We start from the raw sequence: 18,737 nt of genomic DNA on the forward strand, positions 1-18,737 counted from the left end.
CTACATCCTTTCGGGCGCCGAGACGCCGAGCAGGCCCAACCCGTTCTCGATCACCGTACGGGTGGCGTCGTTGAGCCAGAGCCGCGCCCGCTGCTGGTCGGTGACGGGCTCGTCACCCTGCGGCAGCACGCGGCAGTTGTCGTAGAACTTGTGGTAGGCCGCTGCGAGGTCCTCCAGATAGCGGGCTACGTGGTGGGGCTCACGCAGCTCGGCCGACCGGGTCACCACCGCCGGGAACTCACCCAGGGCCTTGATCAGGTCGTTTTCCTTCTCGTGGCTGAGAAGTTCGGGGCGGAAGGCGCCGGGCTCGCCGCGGGTCAGACCGACGTCAGCCGCGTTCCGCGCGACGCTGGCCGTCCGCGCGGCCACGTACTGCACGTAGTAGACCTTGTTGTCTTTGGTCGCGCGGGTCCACTCGTCGATGTCGATGTCGATCGGCGAGTCGGACGAGTACCGGGCCAGCGCGTACCGGGTGGCGTCGACCCCCAGGGCATCGACGAAGTCCTCGAGCGTGACCACCGTGCCGGCCCGCTTGCTCATCCGCACCGGCTCGCCGTCGCGCACCAGGTTGACCAGCTGGCCGATCAGGATCTCGAGGTTGCGGGCCGGGTCGTCGCCGAAACAGGCCGACATCGCCTTCATGCGGCCGATGTAGCCGTGGTGGTCGGCGCCCAGCATGATCACGACCCGGTCGAAGCCGCGCTTGCGCTTGTCGAGGTAGTAGGCGCAGTCTGCCGCGAAGTAGGTCCAGTCGCCGTCCGACTTGCGAAGCACCCGGTCCTTGTCGTCGCCGAACTCGGTCGTCCGCAGCCAGGTGGCGCCCTCGGACTCGAAGATGTGCCCCTGCTCGCGCAGCCGGTCGAGGGCCTCTTGCAGCTCACCCCGGTCGTGCAGGTCTTTCTCGTTGAAGTACGTGTCGAACTCGACCCCGAACTCGGTCAGCGACTGCTTGATCTCGGCGAACATCAGCTCGACGCCGACCCGGCGGAACGTCTCGAGCGCCTCGGGCTCGCCCAGCTTCAGCACGTCGGGCGCCTCGGCCACCACGGCCGTGGCGATCTCGGCGATGTACGCGCCGCCGTAGCCGTCCTCGGGGGCGGGCTCGCCCTTCGCGCTGGCATAGAGCGACCGTGCGAACCGGTCGATCTGCGACCCGGCGTCGTTGAAGTAGTACTCCGTGCCGACCGTGGCCCCGGCCGCCCGCAACACGCGGGACAGCGCGTCGCCGACCGCGGCCCACCGGACGCCGCCGATGTGCACCGGGCCGGTCGGGTTGGCCGAGACGAACTCGAGGTTGATGTGATCGCCGGCCAGGGCGTCGGAATGCCCGTAGGCCGAACCGGCCAGCACGATGTCGCGGGCCAGCACGCCCGCCGCGGCCGCGTCGAGCCGGATGTTCAGGAAGCCCGGCCCGGCGATCTCGACCGACTTGATGCCCGGCTGGCGACCCAGCTCCTCGGCCAGGGCAGCGGCCAGCTCGCGCGGCGCCACGCCCGCCTTCTTGCCCAGCTGCAGCGCCAGCGTGGACGCGTAGTCACCGTGCTCGGGGCTGCGGGGTCGCTCGACCGTCGTCGTCGCGGGCAGCGCCGAGAGGTCGAGGCCGCGGGTCTCGAACACGGCACGAGCAGCTGAGAGAACGGTGGAAGCAAGGTTGGCGGGAGTCACTCGGCCATGTTATCGGGGGTAGACTTCGACGCTCGGCGGCCACCCGAGCCCCGCCAGCCTTCTTCCCAAAGAATCGACGAGGCACGATGAGTATGAGCACGCCGGGTCCCGAGCGGGTCCCGCAGTCCGTCAAGGTCGACAAGACCTCCGGTCAGGGTAAGCCCCCGGCCAAGGCCCCCGCGGGCAAAAAGCCGGCCGGGGCCCGAGGCCCCGCCGGCAAGGGTCCGGCGGGCAAGGGCGGCGGCAAGGGCCGCAAACCCATCGCCCCGGTCAAGGTCGCCGGCAGCCGCAACTGGGGCCCCATCGCGGTGGCGGGCGTGGTCGTGCTCATCGCCGTCGGCATCATCGGCTACGGCGTCTTCGCCGCCGTCCAGGGCTCCCGTGGCTGGGAGGACAAGGTCAGCGAGATCGCCGGCGTCACCAACTACCGCGAGCAGAAGAACGCCGCGATCGACGCCCGCGACCACAAAGAGGGCGCGCAGACCTACGTGACCAGCCCGCCCGTCGGCGGCGCCCACAACAGCGCATGGCAGAACTGCATGGGTGACGTGTACGACAAGCCGATCGCCAACGAGCACGCGGTGCACAGCCTCGAGCACGGCGCGGTCTGGGTGACGTACAAGGAAGGCCTGCCCGCCGACCAGGTCGAGAAGCTGAAGGAAAAGGTCCAGGGCAAGGAGTTCACGCTCATGTCGCCCTACGCCGGCCTCGACAAGAACGTCTCCGTCCAGGTCTGGGGCTACCAGCTCAAGGTCGACGACGTCAACGACAGCCGCATCGACCAGTTCATCCAGGACACGCGCGTGGTCGCCACGATGGAGCCCGGCGCCGGCTGCTCCAGCGGCATCACCACCACCGGCCCCGTTCAGGCCGCCGCGCCCGGTGGCGCCACGATGGGCAACTGATGACCGTCTCCACCGACTCGGGAGCGGCGGCCGACGTCGCCGCTCCCGGCGGGGGAGGCGCCGCCCACCGCTCCCAGCCCTGGCTGGCGGTGGCCGCCCTGATCCTCGGCCTGGCCCTCGGCGTGGCCGCCGGCCTGCTGATCCCCCGCCTCGGCCACCCCGGCAACAGCTCGGTCGAGGCCGGCTTCCTGCGCGACATGTCGACCCACCACGCCCAGGCCGTCGAAATGTCGATGATCGCCCACGCCGACTCGGCGAACCCGCGCATCGTCACCCTGGCCGGTGACATCGCCCTGACCCAGCACGGCCAGATCGGCTACATGCAGGCCTGGCTGCGCGACTGGGACCTGAGCCCCACCGGCACCGACGCCCCCATGGCCTGGATGCCCGACGCGTCCGGCTCGGTGGTCAACGGCCTGATGCCCGGCATGGCCACCCCCGAACAGCTCGACGCCCTGCGCAAGGCCACCGGAAACACCCTCGACGTGCAGTTCCTGACCCTGATGAGGGCCCACCACCTGGGCGGCATCCACATGGCCCAAGAGGCCATCGAACTCTCCGACGACAAGAACGTCGACTGGCTGGCCCAGACAATGGTCTCCGGCCAGCAGGGCGAACTGGCCCTGATCGACACGCTGCTGAAGGAACTCCAGCCCGCCTGACACCGGTTGGCGGGCGGTCCTGGGGGCCTGCTAGGCTCTGAAACCACTGAGCCCCCGTAGCTCAGGGGATAGAGCGTCGCCCTCCGGAGGCGAAAGCGCAGGTTCGAATCCTGCCGGGGGCACGAGCCGGAGCCCCATGTCCGCTGAAGAGCGCGGACCTGGGGCTCGTGCGTTTTTACCTGGGGCACGAGCCCCAGACCCCACGCCGGGGGTACCCCGGACCCCATCCGTGTTGGTTGCGCTTTTGCGCTTGGTTGCGCGGGCCGGTGGGTGCGCGTTTCGGTGGGTCTGGTCTCTGCTGGTTGCGCGTTTCGGTGGGTCTGGTCTCTGCTGGTTGCGCGTTTCGGTGGGGGTGCTCTCTGCTGGTTGCGCGTTTCGGTGGGGGTGCTCTCTGCTTGGTGGGGCTTTGCGCTGGTTGCGCGTCGCGGTGGTTGCGCCTCTCTGGTGGTTGGGCTCTTGGGTGGGTCGTGCCTCGGCCGTCTGTGCGGGTCAGTGCGGCTGCTGAGAGCATCGGTGAGCAGTTCGTGGCCTGGCGGAAGTTGCAAGGGCTGACTGCTTTGCAGGTGGCTGAGAGAGCCGGGATATCGCGAACCACTTTGCGCCGGGTCGAGACCGGTGACACCGGGGTGGGTGTGCAGGCTTTCCTGAGTGTGGCCCGGGCCCTGGGTGTGCTGGATGCCATCGTGACTGCGACGGATCCCTACGAGACAGACCTCGGTCGTGCCCGCGCCGACGAGGCGCTGCCGAAGCGAGTGCGTCAATGAGCCGACTTCGCACCTATGTGGAGGTCGCCGGACGGACCGTCGCCGCGGGCGGCTGACAGCGACCTTCTCCTACGATCGTGACTACATTGCGTTGGCCGGCGCATACGCCATCGACCCGTCCCTCCGGCTGACAACGGGCGCCTGGCCCCTGCCGCAGGGTCTTCCGGGCGCATTCAGCGACGCGGCCCCTGATCGCTGGGGCCGGAACCTGATCGCCGAACGCCTTCGGACCGAGGCCGGCGCCGAGGGCCGGACCGCGTCGACCCTGGATGACCGGGACTACCTGCTCGGCGTCAGCGATGAGACCCGGCAGGGCGCCCGTACGCCTCAGCTGATGCCCCGTGGTACGACCTACGCCGACACGGTGGGCACCACCACGAGGGCTTCCGTTGCCTGAGCACAACTCGCCGCAGGTTGGGGGTATGTGTGCAGGGCTTTCGCCAACACTGCCTCTCGGAGGTCTTTCCGGCGGCGTACGTGACTGGTCCAGCAGGGACGTACGCCGCCGTTGCTTGTGGCGGGTTCAGGATTCCGCGTAGCGCGTCGGGGGGAACGGATTGTCGGGGGTGAGGGGGGTGGTTTCGCCTTCGGACTCCTGGCGGGCGGTGACGCTTTCGATGTCCTGCTCGTCGTTGTCGGCGGCCGGGTCGAACGGGACGGGGGCGTCGGTGGCGGGTGGGATGTCGTTCGGGTTGTAGTCGGTCACGCCGGCTTCGGCTCGTTCTTCGGCGGTGCGGCGGGCCAGTTCTTCGTCGTCGAGGTGGGCGGGGGTGCCGCCGTGGAAGCGGCGGTCGCGGTGGCCCTCGGCGGCCTCGGTGTTCACGTGTTCGTCAGCCATTTTCGCTCCCCATCTCCTGCGGGCTTGTGCCTGCGGGTGTGCTACCCGGGCCTCGGTGGTGGTTAACCGAAGCGTGCTCCGGATCGCAGCGACACGCCAGAGTGCCGACTTGCCGTGCGGAGTGTTACGACTTAGGCATTCTGGGTAGTCGTGCCGCCCTCTGCGGCGGTGAAAGGGAGCCCCATGGCACTCACAGCAAAGCCGGAGCGGTTCGACGTGCGGACGCGGGACCGCGACGTCGCCGTGAAGGCGCTCAGCCGCATCGCCCGGCACCGGTCGCGGGTCTCGTTCGAGGATCCGGCCGCCGTTGACCTGCGCCTTCACGAGAGCCGGTACGGCGACATCGACACCGCGCTGATCCGGTTCGGCGGGGTGCGCTACCGGGCCGAGGCCGAGCCCATGCCGTTCCTGCTGGCCGGGTTCCTGGCCGAGGGCGGCGCCGGCCTCCAGCGGCGGGGTGAGGCCGCGCAGCTGGCGCGCATGCAGGGGATGCTCTTCCCGCCGGGGGTTCCGGTCACCGGCGAGTACGAGAACGCCGTGCTGGTGCTGCTGCGGCTGCCCGTCGCGGTGGCCGGGGAGATGGCCGAGGGCGCCACCGGGCTGCCGGCCGACAAGCTCGAGTTCACCGGGATGACCCCGATCTCCGAGGAGGCGCGCCGACTGTGGGTGCAGACCGCCGACTTCGTGTGGCGGCAGCTGAGCACGCCCGGCGCCGAGCCGCCGCCGCTGGTCACCGATCAGCTCGTACGCCTGGTCGCCTCCACTGTGCTCACCGTCTTCCCGAACACGGCCATGACCGGCGAGCCGCGCGGCGACAGCGGCGTGGTCGGCCCGGCCGTGCTGCGGCGGGCGACCAGCTTCATCGAGGAGCACCCGGCGAATCCGCTGACCGTGGCCGAGATCGCCGACGCGGCCGGGGTGGGCATCCGCGCCTTGCAGACCGCGTTCCGCCGCCATCTGGGGGTCACGCCGATGGCCTACCTGCGCCGCGTACGCCTGGATCACGTGCACCGGGAGCTGCGGGCCGGCGGCGTGACCGTGCAGGACTCGGCCCGCCGCTGGGGTTTCGCCAACCTGGGCCGCTTCGCCGCCGAGTACCGCGCCGAATACGGCGAGACCCCCAGCCAGACCCTGCGAGGCTGACCGCCGAAGAGCCACGACCGCGGGAAGGGGCCGCGACCGTCAAGGGTCAGAGGGGCAGCACCACCAGTGTCGGCGTCTCGCCCACGCAGGTCACCGCCATCCGGTATTTGGCCTTGGCCCCGGTGAACAGGATGCGCGCGGTGAACGCCGGCCCGGCCTCGATGGTCTGGGCCGTGAACCCCTCGCCCGGCTCCGCCCCGGTCAGCGTGGCCTTGCCCTGCTCGCACGTGGCCCACACGGCCCCACCGGGCGATTCGAGCCGCTTGCCCGCGGGCGGCGCCACCACCGGCGGCGACGACGACGACGGTTCACCCGACGCGCTCGGCGCCACCGGCTCGCTGGTCCTGGGCGGCCCCGACGCCGCCGCGGAGGGCGCGACCGACGGCACCGCGCCGCTGCCCACGATCACCCCGCGGCCGGGCGGCCCGGCGGCTGTGGGCGCAGGGCCGACCGTTCCGGCGGCGGCGCCGGCCGAGGGCCGAGCCGCCGCGCTGGTCGCGACCGGCGGCACGACCGGAGCCGGGACGCCCGCGTTGCGCTGTTGCCCCTTCGGGTCCGGCTGGGCGATGACGAGCCAGGTCACCAGCATGGCCGCGGCCACGGCGACGACACCCCCGCCGACCAGGAGCTGCTTGCGGTTCCGGAGGGAAGCGGAGCCGGTGGCCGCCTCGGGGCGACGGCGGGCGGGCCGGTCGAGCGCGGTGGCCGGCCAGACCGAGTTCGGCGGGTGGTCGAACCGCGACGATTCGCCCAGGTTGCCGCGGGTGGCCGGAGCGCCGGCCACGGCCGGCCGGTCGTTGGGCCGGGCCACCACGGTGGGCTGGGCCAGGTAGCGGGGGGCCTCGGCCGGTGGTGACGGCCGCGGCGCCGGAACCGAGGCGGCCTCGGCCGCGTCACCCAGGACGGCCGCCACCTCGGTCGCGGTCGGCCGCTCGGCGAGATCTTTCCGCAGACAGCGGTCGATCATCTCGGCGACTGCGGCCGGCACGCCCGGCAGCTGCGGCAGCGGGGCCGGGTCGACGTACACGTGGGCCTGGAGCATCTGGGTCGTGCTCTCGACACTCCACGGTGACTCGTGGGCGAGCAGCCGGTAGAGCAGCACCCCGAGCGCGTAGATGTCGGAGGCTGGTTCGACCGCGTCGCCGGTGAGGCGTTCGGGGGCCAGGTAGGCGGGGGTGCCGACCAGCCTGTCCTCGGGGGAGGCCGGGCCCACGGCGGCCGCGATGCCGAAGTCGACCACCTTGACCCCGGCCGGCGGGACCATGATGTTGGCCATCTTGATGTCGCGGTGGACCAGCCCGTCCTCGTGGGCCGCGGCCAGCGCGGCCGCCACCTCGCCGCAGATGCGGAAGATCGTGCGGGGCGGCAGCGGCCCGGACGACACCCGCTGCTGGAGCGTCGGGCCGTTGACGAGCTCCATCACCACGTACGGAAGATTCTCGGCCTCGCCGTAGTCGTAGACCTGGGCGATGTTGGGATGCGACAAGGTCGCCGCCGAGCGGGCCTCGTCGCGGATGCGGGCGCGCGACTGCGGATCGCCCGCGTACCGCCCGGCGAGCACCTTGACCGCGACCGGGCGGCCCAGCACCTCGTCGCGGGCACGCCACACCACGGCCATGCCACCCCTGCCGAGTTCGCTCAGCAATGTGTAGCGGCCGCCGAGAGCTTGCCGAACTTCCACCGTGGCAGTCTGCCCTTCCGGCCGCGAAATCGCACATCCGAACAAGGCTCGAATAGCGCTCGCTTTCGCATTACTCCTATGGTTTCCGGGCACCGCAAGAATTGATCAAGGAGCGGCATGGCGTACTCGATCCGGCAGCGAATCGCGGATGCCACGGTCGGCCGGATGACGCGGTCGAACCGGGCGGCGAACGACTATGTGGTGGCACCGGTCCGCACCCCGATGCGCGACGGGGTGGTGCTGTGGGCGACCACTTCGCGCCGGTCACCGCCCGGCCCCGGGGCACAGTTCTGCTGCGTACGCCGTACGGCCGCGGCTTTCCCACGTCCGTGCTGAACGGCCGGATGTTCGCCGCCCGGGGCTACCACGTGATCATCCAGAGCGTGCGCGGCACGTTCGGTTCGGGCGGCCGCTTCACCCCCATGGCCCAGGAGGCCGAGGACGGCCAGGACACGGTCGCCTGGCTGCGCGAACAGCCCTGGTTCGACGGCCGGCTGGCCACCCTGGGCGCCTCCTACCTGGGCTGGGCCCAGTGGGCGCTGATGCAGGACCCGCCGCCGGAATTGCGGGTTGCCGTGGTTTATGTCGGTCCCCACGATTTCCGCGAAGCCGTGTTCGGGACGGGCGCGTTCACCGTCGGCGACTTCCTCGGCTGGAGCGACATGATCGCCCGTCAGGAGGACGGCGGCCTGCTGCGCCGGGGCGCCAACGGGGTCTCCCCGCCGTCTTCCAGCTCCACGCCGACGGCGCCCTGACCCTCTCAGCCGGGACGGAGTCGCCGGCGGCCGGCACCGTGAGTTTCCGCTACGACCCGGCCGACCCGACGCCGACCGTGGGCGGTCGCACGCTCACCGGCTCGATGGGCGTCAAGGACAGCCGGGCCCTGGAGGCCCGCCCCGACGTGCTGACCTTCACGACCGACCCGCTGCCGACGTGATCGGCCCGCCCGGGCTCGAGCTGGCCGTCGCCGTCGAGCCGGCCCACGCCGATGTCTTCGTCCGGCTCTGTGACGTCGACGAGCGCGGCCATTCCCGCAACTTCGCCGACGGCATGCTCCGGCTCGACCCGGCCGTGCCCGCCGGCCAGGTGCAACGCCTGCCGCTCGCGCTCGACCCGTGCTTCCACCGCCTCCGGGCCGGGCACCGGCTGCGCCTGCAGGTCTCGGGCGGTTCGTTCCCGCGTTTCGCCCGCAACCTGGGCACGCCGGGCGCCCCGGCCGAGGCCCGCACGCTGTGGCCGCAGGACCACACCGTCCACTGTGCGGAATCGCGACTCACTCTTCCGGTCGCGGATGTTTCATCCACCACTCGGTGAATTGGCGGGCCTGGCCGGAATTGTCGAGCCGCAACATCCACAAATTGCTGTAGGTGTCATCGGGATAGGTCGTCGTCGCTTCGATGATCGCGAGATCCTCGGTGACGAGAACCGGGTGCCAGGCGAACGTCGTGGTGCCCGGATCGTCTTTGATCTTCAACCATTGTTCGACGATGGCCTCCCGGCCCAGCCACGGTTTCGCGTAGGGCTCGGAGAAATAGGCAGCATCCTCGGCGAACAGGCCGGCGATGTGCCGCGGATCGTTGGACTCCCACGCCTGGCGGTAGTTGCCGACCCAGGCCGTCACCGCGTCGAGACTGGTCATCAGACCTCCCGATAGGCCAGCTTACTGAACTCGGGCAGCGCGCCGTTCCACAGCAGATCGCTGACCTGACTCAGCACGATGAAGATCAGCCCCTCCCCGGGGTCGGTGAACCAGTCGGTGCCGTAGCCGCCGGACCAGCCGTACCGGCCGGGGCCGCCCACCTCGTCGTCGCGGACCGTGACCGCGAGCCCGTAGCCCCAGCCCTGACCGCCGAGGAAGAACCCGCCCCCGGCGATCTGCTCGTCGGTGAGGTGGTTCGTGGTCATCGCGGCCACCGACTTCTCGGACAGCAGCCGGGTGCCTCCGTGGACGCCGCCGTTCAGCAGCAGGCGGGCGAAGGCCAGGTAGTCGTCGGCCGTGGACAGCAGGCCGGCCGAGCCGTTGGGGAAGGCCGGCGGGCGGCTCCAGACCTCCAGCGGCTCGATCTCGGACCGGCTCAGCCGTCCGGTCGCGCCGTCGGTCTGGTAGTGCACCGGCAGCCCGGCGACCCGCTCGGCGGGCAACCAGAAGCCGGTGTCCCGCATACCGAGCGGGGCGAAGAGCCGCTCGTGCAGCAGGTCGCCGAGCGGCTGACCGGACGCCCGGGCCAGCAGCACGCCGAGCACCGTGGTGCCGGTGTTGTACATCCACTGCTCCCCCGGCTGGTGGATCAGCGGCAGCGACCCGAAGCGCCGGATCCACTCGTCCGGGTCCAGCCTGGTGCGCGGCTCGGGTTCGGCCAGCCGCAGGTCGAGCTCGCGCCAGGCCTGCACGACGGGATAGGGCGGGTCGACCTCGGCCTCGGCGTCGAGCACGTTGCCGAAGCCCAGCGTGAAGGTCAGCAGGTCCTCGACCGTGACCGGGCGCTCGGGCGGCACCGTGGCCTCGAGCGGGGCGTCCGGGCGGACCAGCACCGGCTGACCGGCCAGCTCGGGCAGGAACGCGGCCACCGGCTGTTCCAGATCGAGCACGTCGTCCTCGGCCAGCATCATCGTGACGGCGGCCAGCACCGGCTTGGTCATCGAGGTGATCCGGAACAGCGTGTCGCGGCGCATCGGCACGTCGCCGCCGAAGTCGGTGACGCCGGCCGTCTCGACCCGCACGTCGTCGCCCCGGGCGACCACGGCCACCAGACCGGGGAAGTCGCCGCGCTCGACCCGCGCGGCCATGGCTTGCTGGAGTTGACTCGGCATGGGTCCCACCCTGCCAGGTCGCTACTGTCCTGGCATGGATCACCACTGGCGGCATCTGCCGGTCTCGGCCCGGCCGATCGCTTCCGCGGCCACCGCGGCTGTGCTGGCGGCCCAAGCCCGCGACGACGAGGCGTTCACGGTCGCGGCGGGCGGCCTGGTCGCGCTCGACCCGGCCCCGACCGGGCTCATCCTCGGCACGGCCACCCGCCTGCTGCTCGAACAGGCCCACCCGGACGGTCTCGACAGCGACGCCGTGCGCGAGGTGCTGGCCCAGTGCGTCCGCGCGGCCGTCCCGTGGCACCCCGCGACCGACCCCATGGTGGTGCTCTATCTGCTGGCCGCCGCCCTCGGCGTGCTCGACGAGGAAACACCCGCCCCCAAGCCGGACGAACTGACCAGCCACGCCGCCTTGCTGCTGGCCCACCTGCTCGGCGCCCGGCCGCCGCGCGAGATCCTCACCGCCGCTCTGACCGAGATCGAGCATACCCAGCTGAACGACTGATCGTTGATCCCTGGCCTGAAGTTTCCGGCAAAAGGGAGGAAACGGTCATGACGACGGATCCGGGGTTGCTACTGCGCCCGATGCTGCACGTGGACGACCTGGCCGCCTCGGTCGCGTTCTACCGGCACCTGGGCGGTGAGGTCATCCACGGCGGCGAGGACTCGGACTGGGTGCTCATGCAGCTCGGCACCACCCAGATCGGCCTGCTCACGCGGCCTCCGGACGCCGAGCGCGGCGAGGCCACGGTCGAGCTGACGTTCGACGCGTCGATGCCCCTGGCCGAGCTTCAGTCGCACCTGCGCAAGTCCGGCGTCCCGGTCGACGAGATCGGCACCGATCGCGACTACGGCGAACAACTCCACGTGCGTACGCCCGAGGGTCTTCTACTGAAGATCAGCAAGCGCGAGCGGGCCTGACCCGGGCCTGCGGCACCATTGTCGGTATGGCCTCGGTCGCGATCTTCCATTCGGCGTACGGGTTGCGGCCGTCCGTGCACGCCGCGGCCGGCCGGATGCGGGCCGCCGGCCACACCGTCGTGACCCCCGACCTGTACGGCCTGCCCCCGGCCGATTCGCTCGATCAGGCGGCCGCGCTGGCCGACAAGGTGGGCTGGCCCGAGATCGTCGCCCGGGGCCGGGCCGCGCTGCGCGACATGCCGCCGCGCACCGTCCTGGCCGGCTTCTCCATGGGTACGGGCGTGGTCGACGCGCTGCTGGCCGAGCGCCCGCACACCGCGGGCCTGCTGCTGCTCGGGGGCGCCCCGGCCGGCGCCGCGATCCCGGCCGGCCTGCGCGCTCAACTGCACGTGGCCGACCCCGACCCGGAGTTCGTGCCCGCCCCCGCCGTCACCGGCTGGGCCGACGCCATGGACCAGGCGGGCGCGATCTTCGAGGTCTACCGCTACCCGGCCGTCGGCCACCTGTGGATGGACGAGGACCTGCCCGACCACGACGAGCTGGCCACCGACCTGCTGTGGTCGCGCTGCAGCGAGTTCCTGCGCCTCTCAGGAGGGGCGTAGGCCCACCGACGTGCGGGGCGAGGGCGGCTCGGCGCAGCCGAGCAGGCCGACCAGGCCGGAGACCCAGAGCTGGCGGTAGACCGTAGGGCTCGGGTGGCTCACCACGAGCTTGATGCCGCTGGCGGCGGCCGTGTGGAAGCAGGCCACCAGGATGCCGATGCCGATGCTGTCGATCAGCATCACCCGCTGCAGATCAAGGCAGATCTTGCCCGGCGTGGAGCTGGTCAGCACGTCGTTGACGGCGTCCCGCATCACGTGGGCGTTGTCGAGGTCGATCTCACCGCTGGGTGCGATCTCGACGGTGCCGTCGGCCAGCTGGCGCGTGGTGATCGGCAGATACACGGCTGCCCTCTTCCTGGCGTCGAGCGGGCCGACGCCGACTTCCGCGTGGAGGACGCTGCGCAGGCCGGAAATGACCTGGATGGGCGCCGGACGCCCCCACCCGGGCGCCGCTCTCCGACCGCGTTCCTACAACAATCCGCTGGTCTGCAAGTTACGCCACGTAGGCGCGGAACGCCAGAGTAGTTCATATGGCCTGAATGTGCTGGAACGGTCAGTGCGTGGCGGCAACGTTGACGTTCGACACCCCTGGGTCGAATACTCACCGTATGCGACGGGACTCACTTCGGCATGGTTGACATCTCCCCGAGGTCGTCCCCCGTGCACTCCGAAATGCCAGAAGTCGCCCACTTCAGCGGGGTCGATATCGATGAGGCACGCTCTGTGCTAAATCGTTTCTACTATCCGGTGGCGGTGGGGATGCCGGAGCACGGGGCTGACTTTCAGCTAGGGGTGAGAGTGATCCAACTCGGACCACTGACGGTCGGACAATTACGGTTCGCCAGCGCCGTGACGCTGCTCGTGGCCGAATTGGACGCCTACCACATCACCATGCCCACGCTCGGCCGCCTGCACGCCCGGCACGCCGGTCACGAGGTGGTGGCCGGCCCTCTGACGGGTGTCATCTTCGGCCCCGGCAGCCCGGTCTACACGTCCCGCGAGGCCAACTCGGCCGAAGTCGCCGTGAAGATCGAGCGCAAGGCTTTGGAAGAGGAATTGTCTGGACTGTTGGGACACCCGATCGAGGGACCCCTGAGCCTCCCCCCGGAGGTGGACTTGTCCACCGGGCCGGGCTACAGCTGGAGCCGGCTGATCCGGCTGCTGTGCGAGGAACTCTCCCGGGAGAGCAGCCTCTTCTTCGAGCCCCTGATGGTCGAGCAGCTGCGCAGCACCGTGCTCAGCGGCCTGCTGCTGAGCGTCCCCCACCGCTACCGCGACGAGTTGACCGGACCGGTCAGCGCCGGGCCGCCCCGGGCCCTCCGCCGGGTGGTGGACGCCATCCAGAGCGAGCCCGAGCGGCCGTTCACGGTGACCGAGCTGGCCCGGGTGGCCAACATGAGCGTCCGGTCCCTGCAGGAGGGCTTCCGCCGGCACGTGGGCACGGCCCCGATGACGTACCTGCAACAGGTACGCCTCGGCCGGGCGCAAGAGGCCCTGCGGCACGCCGACCCCGTGCGGGTGACGGTCGCGGCCGTGGCCCACCGCTGGGGCTTCGCCCACCTGGGCCGGTTTGCCTCGGCTTATCGGAGCCGGTTCGGCGAGTCGCCGTCGGAGACCCTGCGGTCGCCGCGCTGAGCAGCGGGGCTATTCGCCCGGATCGCTGCGGCGGGGCTGCGGGACCTCGTTGGCGGCCGGTCGGGCCGGGGCCAGGCCGAAGAGATGCCCGCGGGGCGGGACCCACTCGCGCCACGGACCCAGCCGCATCGGGACCGCCGCCAGCTCACCGTCGCCGGCCCCGCGCTGGGTGCGCAGATAGGCCAGCACGCGCGCGGCGGCCAGGCCGCCGTCCTCGGCCAGGCCCAGCAGCAGGCGGCGGGCGTCGTCGGCCGCCGGGCCGGCCGGGGCCAGGCCCGGCACGTCGTCGGCGGAGCGGCGCAGCAGCGCGGCCAGGCCGGCCAGGGCCTGGAGCACGTCGCACGCGTCCCGTTCGGCATCGGACAGGCTGGTCACGACCGCCCTCCCCGACTCTCGGTCATGCGTTTCCCCCTCACCACGCCGCTCGGCGGAGGCTCAGGCGCAGTCACCACCGGACACCGCGAACGGACGTCAGAGCGAAAATGTATTCGGCCCACTACTAAGCGTCCATCCGTAACGCGCAGGCCCTGTCCAGTTAGCGCTCAGTTTGACCGGCGGAGGGCATGATCGTCCCTTTCGGGCCTCCGCTTCGCGCGGCATACCCCACGGGACGCCCGCCACACCTGGGGTCAGAAGTCACATCCTTGGGGTAGATCAGAGGTAACAGCCGATGTGTGGGGAGGACACCATGAGCGACGAGATTCGTCAGCCTCTGGAGGAGACGCCCGAAGTCGCCGACGCCATCGAGGACGACGTCGCGGTCGACGCGTTCATCACGGGCGGCGGCACCGACCGGGACACCCCGGAGTTCCTGCAGCCGGGCGAGGAGCCGCACGTGCGGACCGGCGCCGACCAGCCCTGGGACCCCGAGGACCTGGCCGTCGCCGAGGGCCGCGATCCGACCCCGGCCAACATCGAACGGGCCCGCCAGGAACTCGAGCGCGACGGTGCGGCTGCCATCGAGCGCACCGTCCCGTAACCAACTACCCGTACCGGTGGTGGCCGGTCTCAGAGCTTGACGTCGGCCACCATCGGCAGGGTCGGCGTCGCCGAGCCCCGCGGCGGTTCGATCGTGAGACCGACGTCGGTCGCGCCGGGCAGGCCGTTGAGAACGACGACGTCGGCCGCCTGACCCTCGTGCAGCACGCCGGCCGAGACCGGGGCGCCGCCGGGACGAATGGTCCACAGTTGAAAGACCCGGCCGGTCGGCACGGCGTCGGCGGCCAGCATGACCACACCCGCGTTGTGCAGTTGCGAGGTGGCCACGGTGACCCGGCCGCCGGTCGACACGTCCTGCTTCTTCAGCACCACGTCGGGCGCGGACAGGATCGCCCGCACCCGGGCCTCATCGGACCGCGCGGCCGCGGCGACCCGCTGCTCCTCGCGTACGCGCTGATCCTGCACCACATAAACGGCCGAGCCGGCCCCCACCGCCGCGACCACCGCGGCCGCCGCGGCCGTGAAGCGCCGCCAGCGGGCCGCCGGGCGGGCCGGAGGCGCGGCATCGACCTTCGGCGGCAGCTGGCGGGTGCGCCCGATCTCGGACAGGACGTTCTCGCGGAGCCAGGGCGGCGGCACCGACCACGTGTTGTCGGCCAGGCGGGTGGCCGTCTCGCTCAGCTCGTGCACCTCGGTCCGGCACGAGTCGCACTCGCGCAGGTGGCGCTCGAACGACGCGCGTTCGATGTCGTCCACCGCGTCCAGCACGTACGCGCCGACCAGGGTGTGGATCTCCGTGGTCATGCCGAGACCCCCGTTCCCATGCAGTCGCGCAGACGGATCAGGCCGTCGCGCATCCTCGTCTTCACCGTCGGCAGGGGTGTGCCGAGCAGCTCGGCCACCCGCGGATACGAATGGCCCTGGTAATAGGCCAACGTCACCGCTTGCCGCTGCAGTTCGGTCAGGTCGTCGAGACAGCGGCGCACCTGCTGGCGTTCGAGCCGGCCGTTGACCTCGTCGGCCACCTCGTCGTACGGCGTATCGACCGAGGCCACCCCGGCCCGGATGGTCCGTTCGCTGGCCGCCTGCTCGGACCGGACCCGGTCGACGGCCCGCCGGTGGGCGATCGTGAAGATCCAGGAGGTGGCCGAGCCCCGCGCCGGGTCGAACCGGGCGGCCATCCGCCACACCTCGACCAGCGCCTCCTGGGTCACCTCCTCGGCCTGGGCCGGATCGCGCAGCACCCGCCGGATCAGCCCGTAGACGCGGGGCGCGACCAGGTCGTAGAGCTTGCCGAAGGCCTTCTCGTCGCCGCGCGCCACCTCCCGCAGCAGGTCACCCGCGTCCGGCGGGGGTGGGCCCACGCCGGGAACCGCCGCCAGATGCTCCGGGCGACGGCCGACACCGCGCTCCGCCATGGGATCCGCCTTTCGCCGTTCCAGCCATTCAATCTCCCATTCGGCACACCGGTACACGCGGACGGGTCACCCGGGAGAAAATTTCCTACAACCTCGATCGGCAAGTCCCCGTCTATTGGTGGACGACAGGACGGGAGCGGGGATGAACGACGAAACGGACGCGGGGTACCTCGAGTACGTGTCCGGCCGGATACCGGCGCTACGGCGTCTCGCCTATCTGCTGGGCGGCGACGAACACCAGGCCGACGACCTGGTGCAAGAGACCATCACCAAGCTGTACGCGAAATGGCCGCGCATCGCGAAGGTCGAGAACGTCGACGCGTACGTGCACACCATGCTCGTCCGCGCCTTCCTCGACGAGAAGCGCCGCGGCTGGTGGCGGGTGAGCCTGCGCGGCGCGCCACCCGAGAGACCGGCCCCGGCCCCGCCGTCGTCCGACGAGAAGACGGTGCTGCGGGCCGCCCTCAAGCGGATCCCGGCCCGTCAGCAGGCGGTGCTGGTGCTGCGCTTCCTGTGCGACCGCTCGGTGGCCGACGTCGCGCAACTGCTCGGCTGCTCGGAAGGCACCGTCAAGAGCCAGACCTCGCATGGGCTCAATGCCCTGCGCCGGATCCTGGGCGACCGCGTCGGAGGTGCGCTGTGAACGACGAAGAGTACGGACACCGTCTGCTGCAGCCGCTGCGGCAGGAACCGGCCGGACCGCCCGCGATCGACGTGGCCCGGGCCATGCGCGAGGGCCACCGGAGGCGCAGTCGCCGCTGGTGGGCCGCCAGCTCGGCCGTGGCCCTGCTCGCGACCGGCCTCACCGGCGGGCTGCTGGTGGCCGACCGGGACGAGCCCCGGCCCGACCGGATCCTGCCCGCGGGGTGCACGGTGGCCGCTCTGCCCACCGGTTCACACAAGGGAGCCCACGCGAGCGGAATCGACGCGACTGGCGCCTGGATCGTCGGATCCACCGATTTTGTGGGCGAGCCCGGCCCGAGTTCCATCCTGGTGTGGCACAACGGCGCGCTGGTGACCGATGTGAAGGCGCCGAACCGCAGGAAGGGCACCGGCGGGATGAGGATGGCCGACATCAACGCCTCCGGCGTCGCGGTCGGAACCAACAATGACGGCTGGTCCGAACCGTATGTCGTCGAGGGAGGCCGGTTCCGGAAGCTGGCCGGCGGCGCGGGTGATGCCAACGCGATCAACGACGCCGGGGTGATCGTCGGCACAGTGGGCCCGTCCGAACGGCCGCCGGTGCGGTGGGCCTCATCCGACGCCGAGCCGGAGCCACTCCCGTTGCCGGATGACTACCGGGGTAGCTTCTCGACCGCCATCGACATCGCCGCGGACGGCACGATCGTCGGCACGATCAATTTGAGGCCGTACCTGTGGTGGCCCGACGGGACCCATGGGTACCTCGAGCCCTTACCGATCCCGGGCCGCCGGAAATACGAGTTCGAGCCGTCGGCGATCAGGAACGGCTGGGTCTACGGGAAGGTCTGGTCATCTGAGAGCCGTAGGGAGTCGGACCCGCCGTTGCCCGGCGATTCCACCGCCTTCCGCTATGAGCTGCGGACCCGTACCTGGCAGGTGGCGGGCGCCGTTCTGAAGTCCAGCCCACCCGGGACCACCGAGACGACGACCTATGCCAACGGCACGGTCCTGAGCCTTCCGTCCTACCAGTTCCCGGCCCCGGTTGGCCCCGTCCAATCGATGGTCCGGAGCATCAGCGACGACGCCCGGACCGTGACGGGCACGACGGCGGACACCGGGCGGGAAGGCGTCATGCCGCAGGCGATGCCGGTCATCTGGCGCTGCTGACCGCCACCGTACGGCCCGAGGTGACCGCTTCCTGCGCGGCGACCAGGACGGCGGTCACCTCGGCGCCGAAACGCACGTCGAGGTCGATCGGCGAGCCGTCGGCGGCCGCGGCGATCAGCTGGTCGATCGCCCGGCCCAGGGCCTCGGTCGGCGACCACGGCGCGTCGGGCACCGGGCGCACACCGGCCACGCCGGCGAATTGGGCGTCCTCGCGCTCGGAAGCGGGCGGCGCATCCAGCGAGAGGGTGAGGTTGCTGATCGTGCCGCTCGCATGGCGCAGCAGCAGGTGGGTCATGTCGGGCGGGCCGGTCATCCCGGCCACCTCGGTCACCGGGCCGAGCACGGGCAGCACCAGGGCCAGCGCGTGCGGGCCGACGTCCCACAGGCCGCCGCTCTCCTTGCGCCAGGCCGAGGCGCCGAACGGGTTGTCGTCGGTGAAGATCGAGCCCAGGTGGTCGACCCGGGCCTCGGTCCAGCCCCCGGTGGCCGCCGCGTCGGCCACGAAGTCCGCGATCTGCGGGAACAGGCGGCGGGTGAAGAAGACAACAGAGGCGAGATTTCGTACGGTGACCTCGGCCACGATCTCGGCCGCCTGCTCGTTGGTGAAGGCCACCGGCTTGTCGAGCAGCAGGTGCTTGCCCTGCTGGGCGGCCTTCAGCGCGAGCGGCGCCTGCACGTCGGGCGGCAACGCGATGGCCACGGCGTCCACGGCGGCGAGCAGTTCGTCCTGGTCCGCGTACGCCTGAACGCCGTATTCACCGGCGAGTTCGGCGGCCTTGTCGGGATTGCGGCCCCAGACCCCCACGAACTCGGCGTCGGGGTGTGCGGCCAAAGCCGGGGCGTGGGCGAGGTGGGCCCAGGGCCCAGTACCGAAAAGTCCGAAGCGCATGGGTGTCGCCTGCCTCTCTAGGTGTTCGACCGGAAGCTACCAGGGCGAGATCCATCAG

General features: G+C 71.1%; 25 protein-coding genes and 1 tRNA gene. 16 read left to right on the forward strand and 10 right to left on the reverse strand.

Going from position 1 to position 18,737, the window contains the following annotated elements; all coding sequences use genetic code 11:
* Entirely contained in the window at nucleotides 1-1,665 is a 1,665-nt protein-coding gene (gene argS / locus M1L60_RS16205; protein ID WP_253238247.1) for an arginine--tRNA ligase, read from the reverse strand.
* 86 nt (nucleotides 1,666-1,751) lie between these two features.
* On the opposite strand from argS, the gene M1L60_RS16210 reads away from it, so the two are divergent.
* The 5 genes from M1L60_RS16210 to M1L60_RS16225 all read left to right on the forward strand — a co-directional run bounded on the left by M1L60_RS16210 (nucleotide 1,752) and on the right by M1L60_RS16225 (nucleotide 4,393).
* Nucleotides 1,752-2,570 (forward strand): thioredoxin-like domain-containing protein, encoded by an 819-nt coding sequence (locus M1L60_RS16210; RefSeq protein ID WP_253238248.1) that lies wholly within the window; start codon nucleotides 1,752-1,754, stop codon nucleotides 2,568-2,570.
* A complete protein-coding gene (locus M1L60_RS16215; RefSeq protein WP_253238249.1) occupies nucleotides 2,570-3,232 on the forward strand; it encodes a DUF305 domain-containing protein in 663 nt (220 codons plus the stop codon). The genes M1L60_RS16210 and M1L60_RS16215 overlap by 1 nt, the downstream gene beginning before the upstream one ends.
* Nucleotides 3,233-3,282: 50 nt before the next feature.
* A tRNA-Arg gene (locus M1L60_RS16220) sits at nucleotides 3,283-3,354 on the forward strand.
* Nucleotides 3,355-3,756: 402 nt separating this feature from the next.
* The gene (locus tag M1L60_RS47835) at nucleotides 3,757-3,996 is read left to right on the forward strand and encodes a helix-turn-helix domain-containing protein (RefSeq protein WP_308208495.1); all 240 of its coding nucleotides are present in this window, start codon (nucleotides 3,757-3,759) and stop codon (nucleotides 3,994-3,996) included.
* Nucleotides 3,953-4,393, forward strand: coding sequence for a HipA N-terminal domain-containing protein (locus M1L60_RS16225; protein WP_308208496.1), 441 nt, complete (start codon nucleotides 3,953-3,955; stop codon nucleotides 4,391-4,393). The genes M1L60_RS47835 and M1L60_RS16225 overlap by 44 nt, the downstream gene beginning before the upstream one ends.
* 126 nt (nucleotides 4,394-4,519) lie before the next feature.
* Here the strand turns inward: M1L60_RS16225 and M1L60_RS16230 are convergent, their stop codons facing one another.
* Nucleotides 4,520-4,834 (reverse strand): hypothetical protein, encoded by a 315-nt coding sequence (locus M1L60_RS16230; RefSeq protein WP_253238251.1) that lies wholly within the window; start codon nucleotides 4,832-4,834, stop codon nucleotides 4,520-4,522.
* 183 nt (nucleotides 4,835-5,017) lie between these two features.
* Here M1L60_RS16230 and M1L60_RS16235 point away from each other — a divergent pair, with 183 nt between their 5' ends.
* Nucleotides 5,018-5,977, forward strand: a complete 960-nt coding sequence (locus M1L60_RS16235; protein ID WP_253238252.1) for an AraC family transcriptional regulator — start codon at nucleotides 5,018-5,020, stop codon at nucleotides 5,975-5,977.
* Nucleotides 5,978-6,023: 46 nt separating this feature from the next.
* Here M1L60_RS16235 and M1L60_RS16240 read toward each other — a convergent pair whose 3' ends face one another.
* Complete coding sequence (locus tag M1L60_RS16240; RefSeq protein WP_253238253.1) at nucleotides 6,024-7,658, reverse strand: serine/threonine-protein kinase; 1,635 nt, start codon at nucleotides 7,656-7,658, stop codon at nucleotides 6,024-6,026.
* A 242-nt stretch (nucleotides 7,659-7,900) separates the two neighbouring features.
* On the opposite strand from M1L60_RS16240, the gene M1L60_RS16245 reads away from it, so the two are divergent.
* From M1L60_RS16245 to M1L60_RS16255, 3 genes are read left to right on the forward strand one after another with little or no spacing between them, the layout of a single operon-like run.
* Entirely contained in the window at nucleotides 7,901-8,413 is a 513-nt protein-coding gene (locus M1L60_RS16245; protein ID WP_253238254.1) for a CocE/NonD family hydrolase, read from the forward strand.
* A 38-nt stretch (nucleotides 8,414-8,451) separates the two neighbouring features.
* Entirely contained in the window at nucleotides 8,452-8,595 is a 144-nt protein-coding gene (locus tag M1L60_RS16250; RefSeq protein ID WP_253238255.1) for a hypothetical protein, read from the forward strand.
* Entirely contained in the window at nucleotides 8,592-8,972 is a 381-nt protein-coding gene (locus M1L60_RS16255) for a CocE/NonD family hydrolase C-terminal non-catalytic domain-containing protein (RefSeq protein ID WP_253238256.1), read from the forward strand. Before M1L60_RS16250 ends, M1L60_RS16255 begins: the two co-directional genes overlap by 4 nt.
* On the opposite strand, the gene M1L60_RS16260 is transcribed toward M1L60_RS16255, so the two are convergent.
* Both M1L60_RS16260 and M1L60_RS16265 read right to left on the reverse strand, forming a co-directional pair.
* Nucleotides 8,932-9,297 carry a nuclear transport factor 2 family protein gene (locus tag M1L60_RS16260; RefSeq protein WP_253238257.1) on the reverse strand — a complete coding sequence of 122 codons (366 nt, stop codon included), beginning with the start codon at nucleotides 9,295-9,297 and terminating at the stop codon, nucleotides 8,932-8,934. The two genes, M1L60_RS16255 and M1L60_RS16260, sit on opposite strands and share 41 nt — an antisense overlap.
* Complete coding sequence (locus M1L60_RS16265; protein WP_253238258.1) at nucleotides 9,297-10,469, reverse strand: serine hydrolase domain-containing protein; 1,173 nt, start codon at nucleotides 10,467-10,469, stop codon at nucleotides 9,297-9,299. The genes M1L60_RS16260 and M1L60_RS16265 overlap by 1 nt, the downstream gene beginning before the upstream one ends.
* 34 nt (nucleotides 10,470-10,503) lie before the next feature.
* On the opposite strand from M1L60_RS16265, the gene M1L60_RS16270 reads away from it, so the two are divergent.
* From M1L60_RS16270 to M1L60_RS16280, 3 genes are read left to right on the forward strand one after another with little or no spacing between them, the layout of a single operon-like run.
* Nucleotides 10,504-10,971 (forward strand): hypothetical protein, encoded by a 468-nt coding sequence (locus M1L60_RS16270; RefSeq protein ID WP_253238259.1) that lies wholly within the window; start codon nucleotides 10,504-10,506, stop codon nucleotides 10,969-10,971.
* A 47-nt stretch (nucleotides 10,972-11,018) separates the two neighbouring features.
* Nucleotides 11,019-11,387 carry a VOC family protein gene (locus M1L60_RS16275; protein ID WP_253238260.1) on the forward strand — a complete coding sequence of 123 codons (369 nt, stop codon included), beginning with the start codon at nucleotides 11,019-11,021 and terminating at the stop codon, nucleotides 11,385-11,387.
* A gap of 26 nt (nucleotides 11,388-11,413) precedes the next feature.
* Nucleotides 11,414-11,989 carry a dienelactone hydrolase family protein gene (locus M1L60_RS16280; RefSeq protein ID WP_253238261.1) on the forward strand — a complete coding sequence of 192 codons (576 nt, stop codon included), beginning with the start codon at nucleotides 11,414-11,416 and terminating at the stop codon, nucleotides 11,987-11,989.
* On the opposite strand, the gene M1L60_RS16285 is transcribed toward M1L60_RS16280, so the two are convergent.
* Entirely contained in the window at nucleotides 11,975-12,331 is a 357-nt protein-coding gene (locus tag M1L60_RS16285) for an STAS domain-containing protein (RefSeq protein WP_127497678.1), read from the reverse strand. The genes M1L60_RS16280 and M1L60_RS16285 overlap by 15 nt on opposite strands.
* A gap of 330 nt (nucleotides 12,332-12,661) precedes the next feature.
* Here M1L60_RS16285 and M1L60_RS16290 point away from each other — a divergent pair, with 330 nt between their 5' ends.
* The gene (locus tag M1L60_RS16290; RefSeq protein ID WP_256516561.1) at nucleotides 12,662-13,624 is read left to right on the forward strand and encodes an AraC family transcriptional regulator; all 963 of its coding nucleotides are present in this window, start codon (nucleotides 12,662-12,664) and stop codon (nucleotides 13,622-13,624) included.
* 9 nt (nucleotides 13,625-13,633) lie between these two features.
* On the opposite strand, the gene M1L60_RS16295 is transcribed toward M1L60_RS16290, so the two are convergent.
* Nucleotides 13,634-13,999 carry a hypothetical protein gene (locus tag M1L60_RS16295; protein WP_253238262.1) on the reverse strand — a complete coding sequence of 122 codons (366 nt, stop codon included), beginning with the start codon at nucleotides 13,997-13,999 and terminating at the stop codon, nucleotides 13,634-13,636.
* Nucleotides 14,000-14,312: 313 nt separating this feature from the next.
* Between M1L60_RS16295 and M1L60_RS16300 the strand changes: the two genes are divergently transcribed.
* Nucleotides 14,313-14,603 (forward strand): hypothetical protein, encoded by a 291-nt coding sequence (locus M1L60_RS16300; protein ID WP_253238263.1) that lies wholly within the window; start codon nucleotides 14,313-14,315, stop codon nucleotides 14,601-14,603.
* Nucleotides 14,604-14,632: 29 nt separating this feature from the next.
* Here M1L60_RS16300 and M1L60_RS16305 read toward each other — a convergent pair whose 3' ends face one another.
* Together M1L60_RS16305 and sigK are read right to left on the reverse strand one after the other, a co-directional pair.
* Nucleotides 14,633-15,367 (reverse strand): anti-sigma factor, encoded by a 735-nt coding sequence (locus M1L60_RS16305; RefSeq protein WP_253238264.1) that lies wholly within the window; start codon nucleotides 15,365-15,367, stop codon nucleotides 14,633-14,635.
* Nucleotides 15,364-15,981 (reverse strand): ECF RNA polymerase sigma factor SigK, encoded by a 618-nt coding sequence (gene sigK, locus M1L60_RS16310; RefSeq protein ID WP_253238265.1) that lies wholly within the window; start codon nucleotides 15,979-15,981, stop codon nucleotides 15,364-15,366. The genes M1L60_RS16305 and sigK overlap by 4 nt, the downstream gene beginning before the upstream one ends.
* 142 nt (nucleotides 15,982-16,123) lie before the next feature.
* Here sigK and M1L60_RS16315 point away from each other — a divergent pair, with 142 nt between their 5' ends.
* Both M1L60_RS16315 and M1L60_RS16320 read left to right on the forward strand, forming a co-directional pair.
* Nucleotides 16,124-16,624, forward strand: coding sequence for a SigE family RNA polymerase sigma factor (locus tag M1L60_RS16315; RefSeq protein WP_253238266.1), 501 nt, complete (start codon nucleotides 16,124-16,126; stop codon nucleotides 16,622-16,624).
* Complete coding sequence (locus M1L60_RS16320) at nucleotides 16,621-17,790, forward strand: hypothetical protein (protein ID WP_253238267.1); 1,170 nt, start codon at nucleotides 16,621-16,623, stop codon at nucleotides 17,788-17,790. The genes M1L60_RS16315 and M1L60_RS16320 overlap by 4 nt, the downstream gene beginning before the upstream one ends.
* Here the strand turns inward: M1L60_RS16320 and M1L60_RS16325 are convergent.
* Nucleotides 17,774-18,679 carry a Gfo/Idh/MocA family protein gene (locus M1L60_RS16325; protein WP_253238268.1) on the reverse strand — a complete coding sequence of 302 codons (906 nt, stop codon included), beginning with the start codon at nucleotides 18,677-18,679 and terminating at the stop codon, nucleotides 17,774-17,776. The genes M1L60_RS16320 and M1L60_RS16325 overlap by 17 nt on opposite strands.
* Nucleotides 18,680-18,737: the final 58 nt, after the last annotated feature.

Origin of the sequence: Paractinoplanes aksuensis, from assembly GCF_024137025.1 — a bacterium.
Lineage (GTDB): Bacteria > Actinomycetota > Actinomycetes > Mycobacteriales > Micromonosporaceae > Actinoplanes > Actinoplanes aksuensis.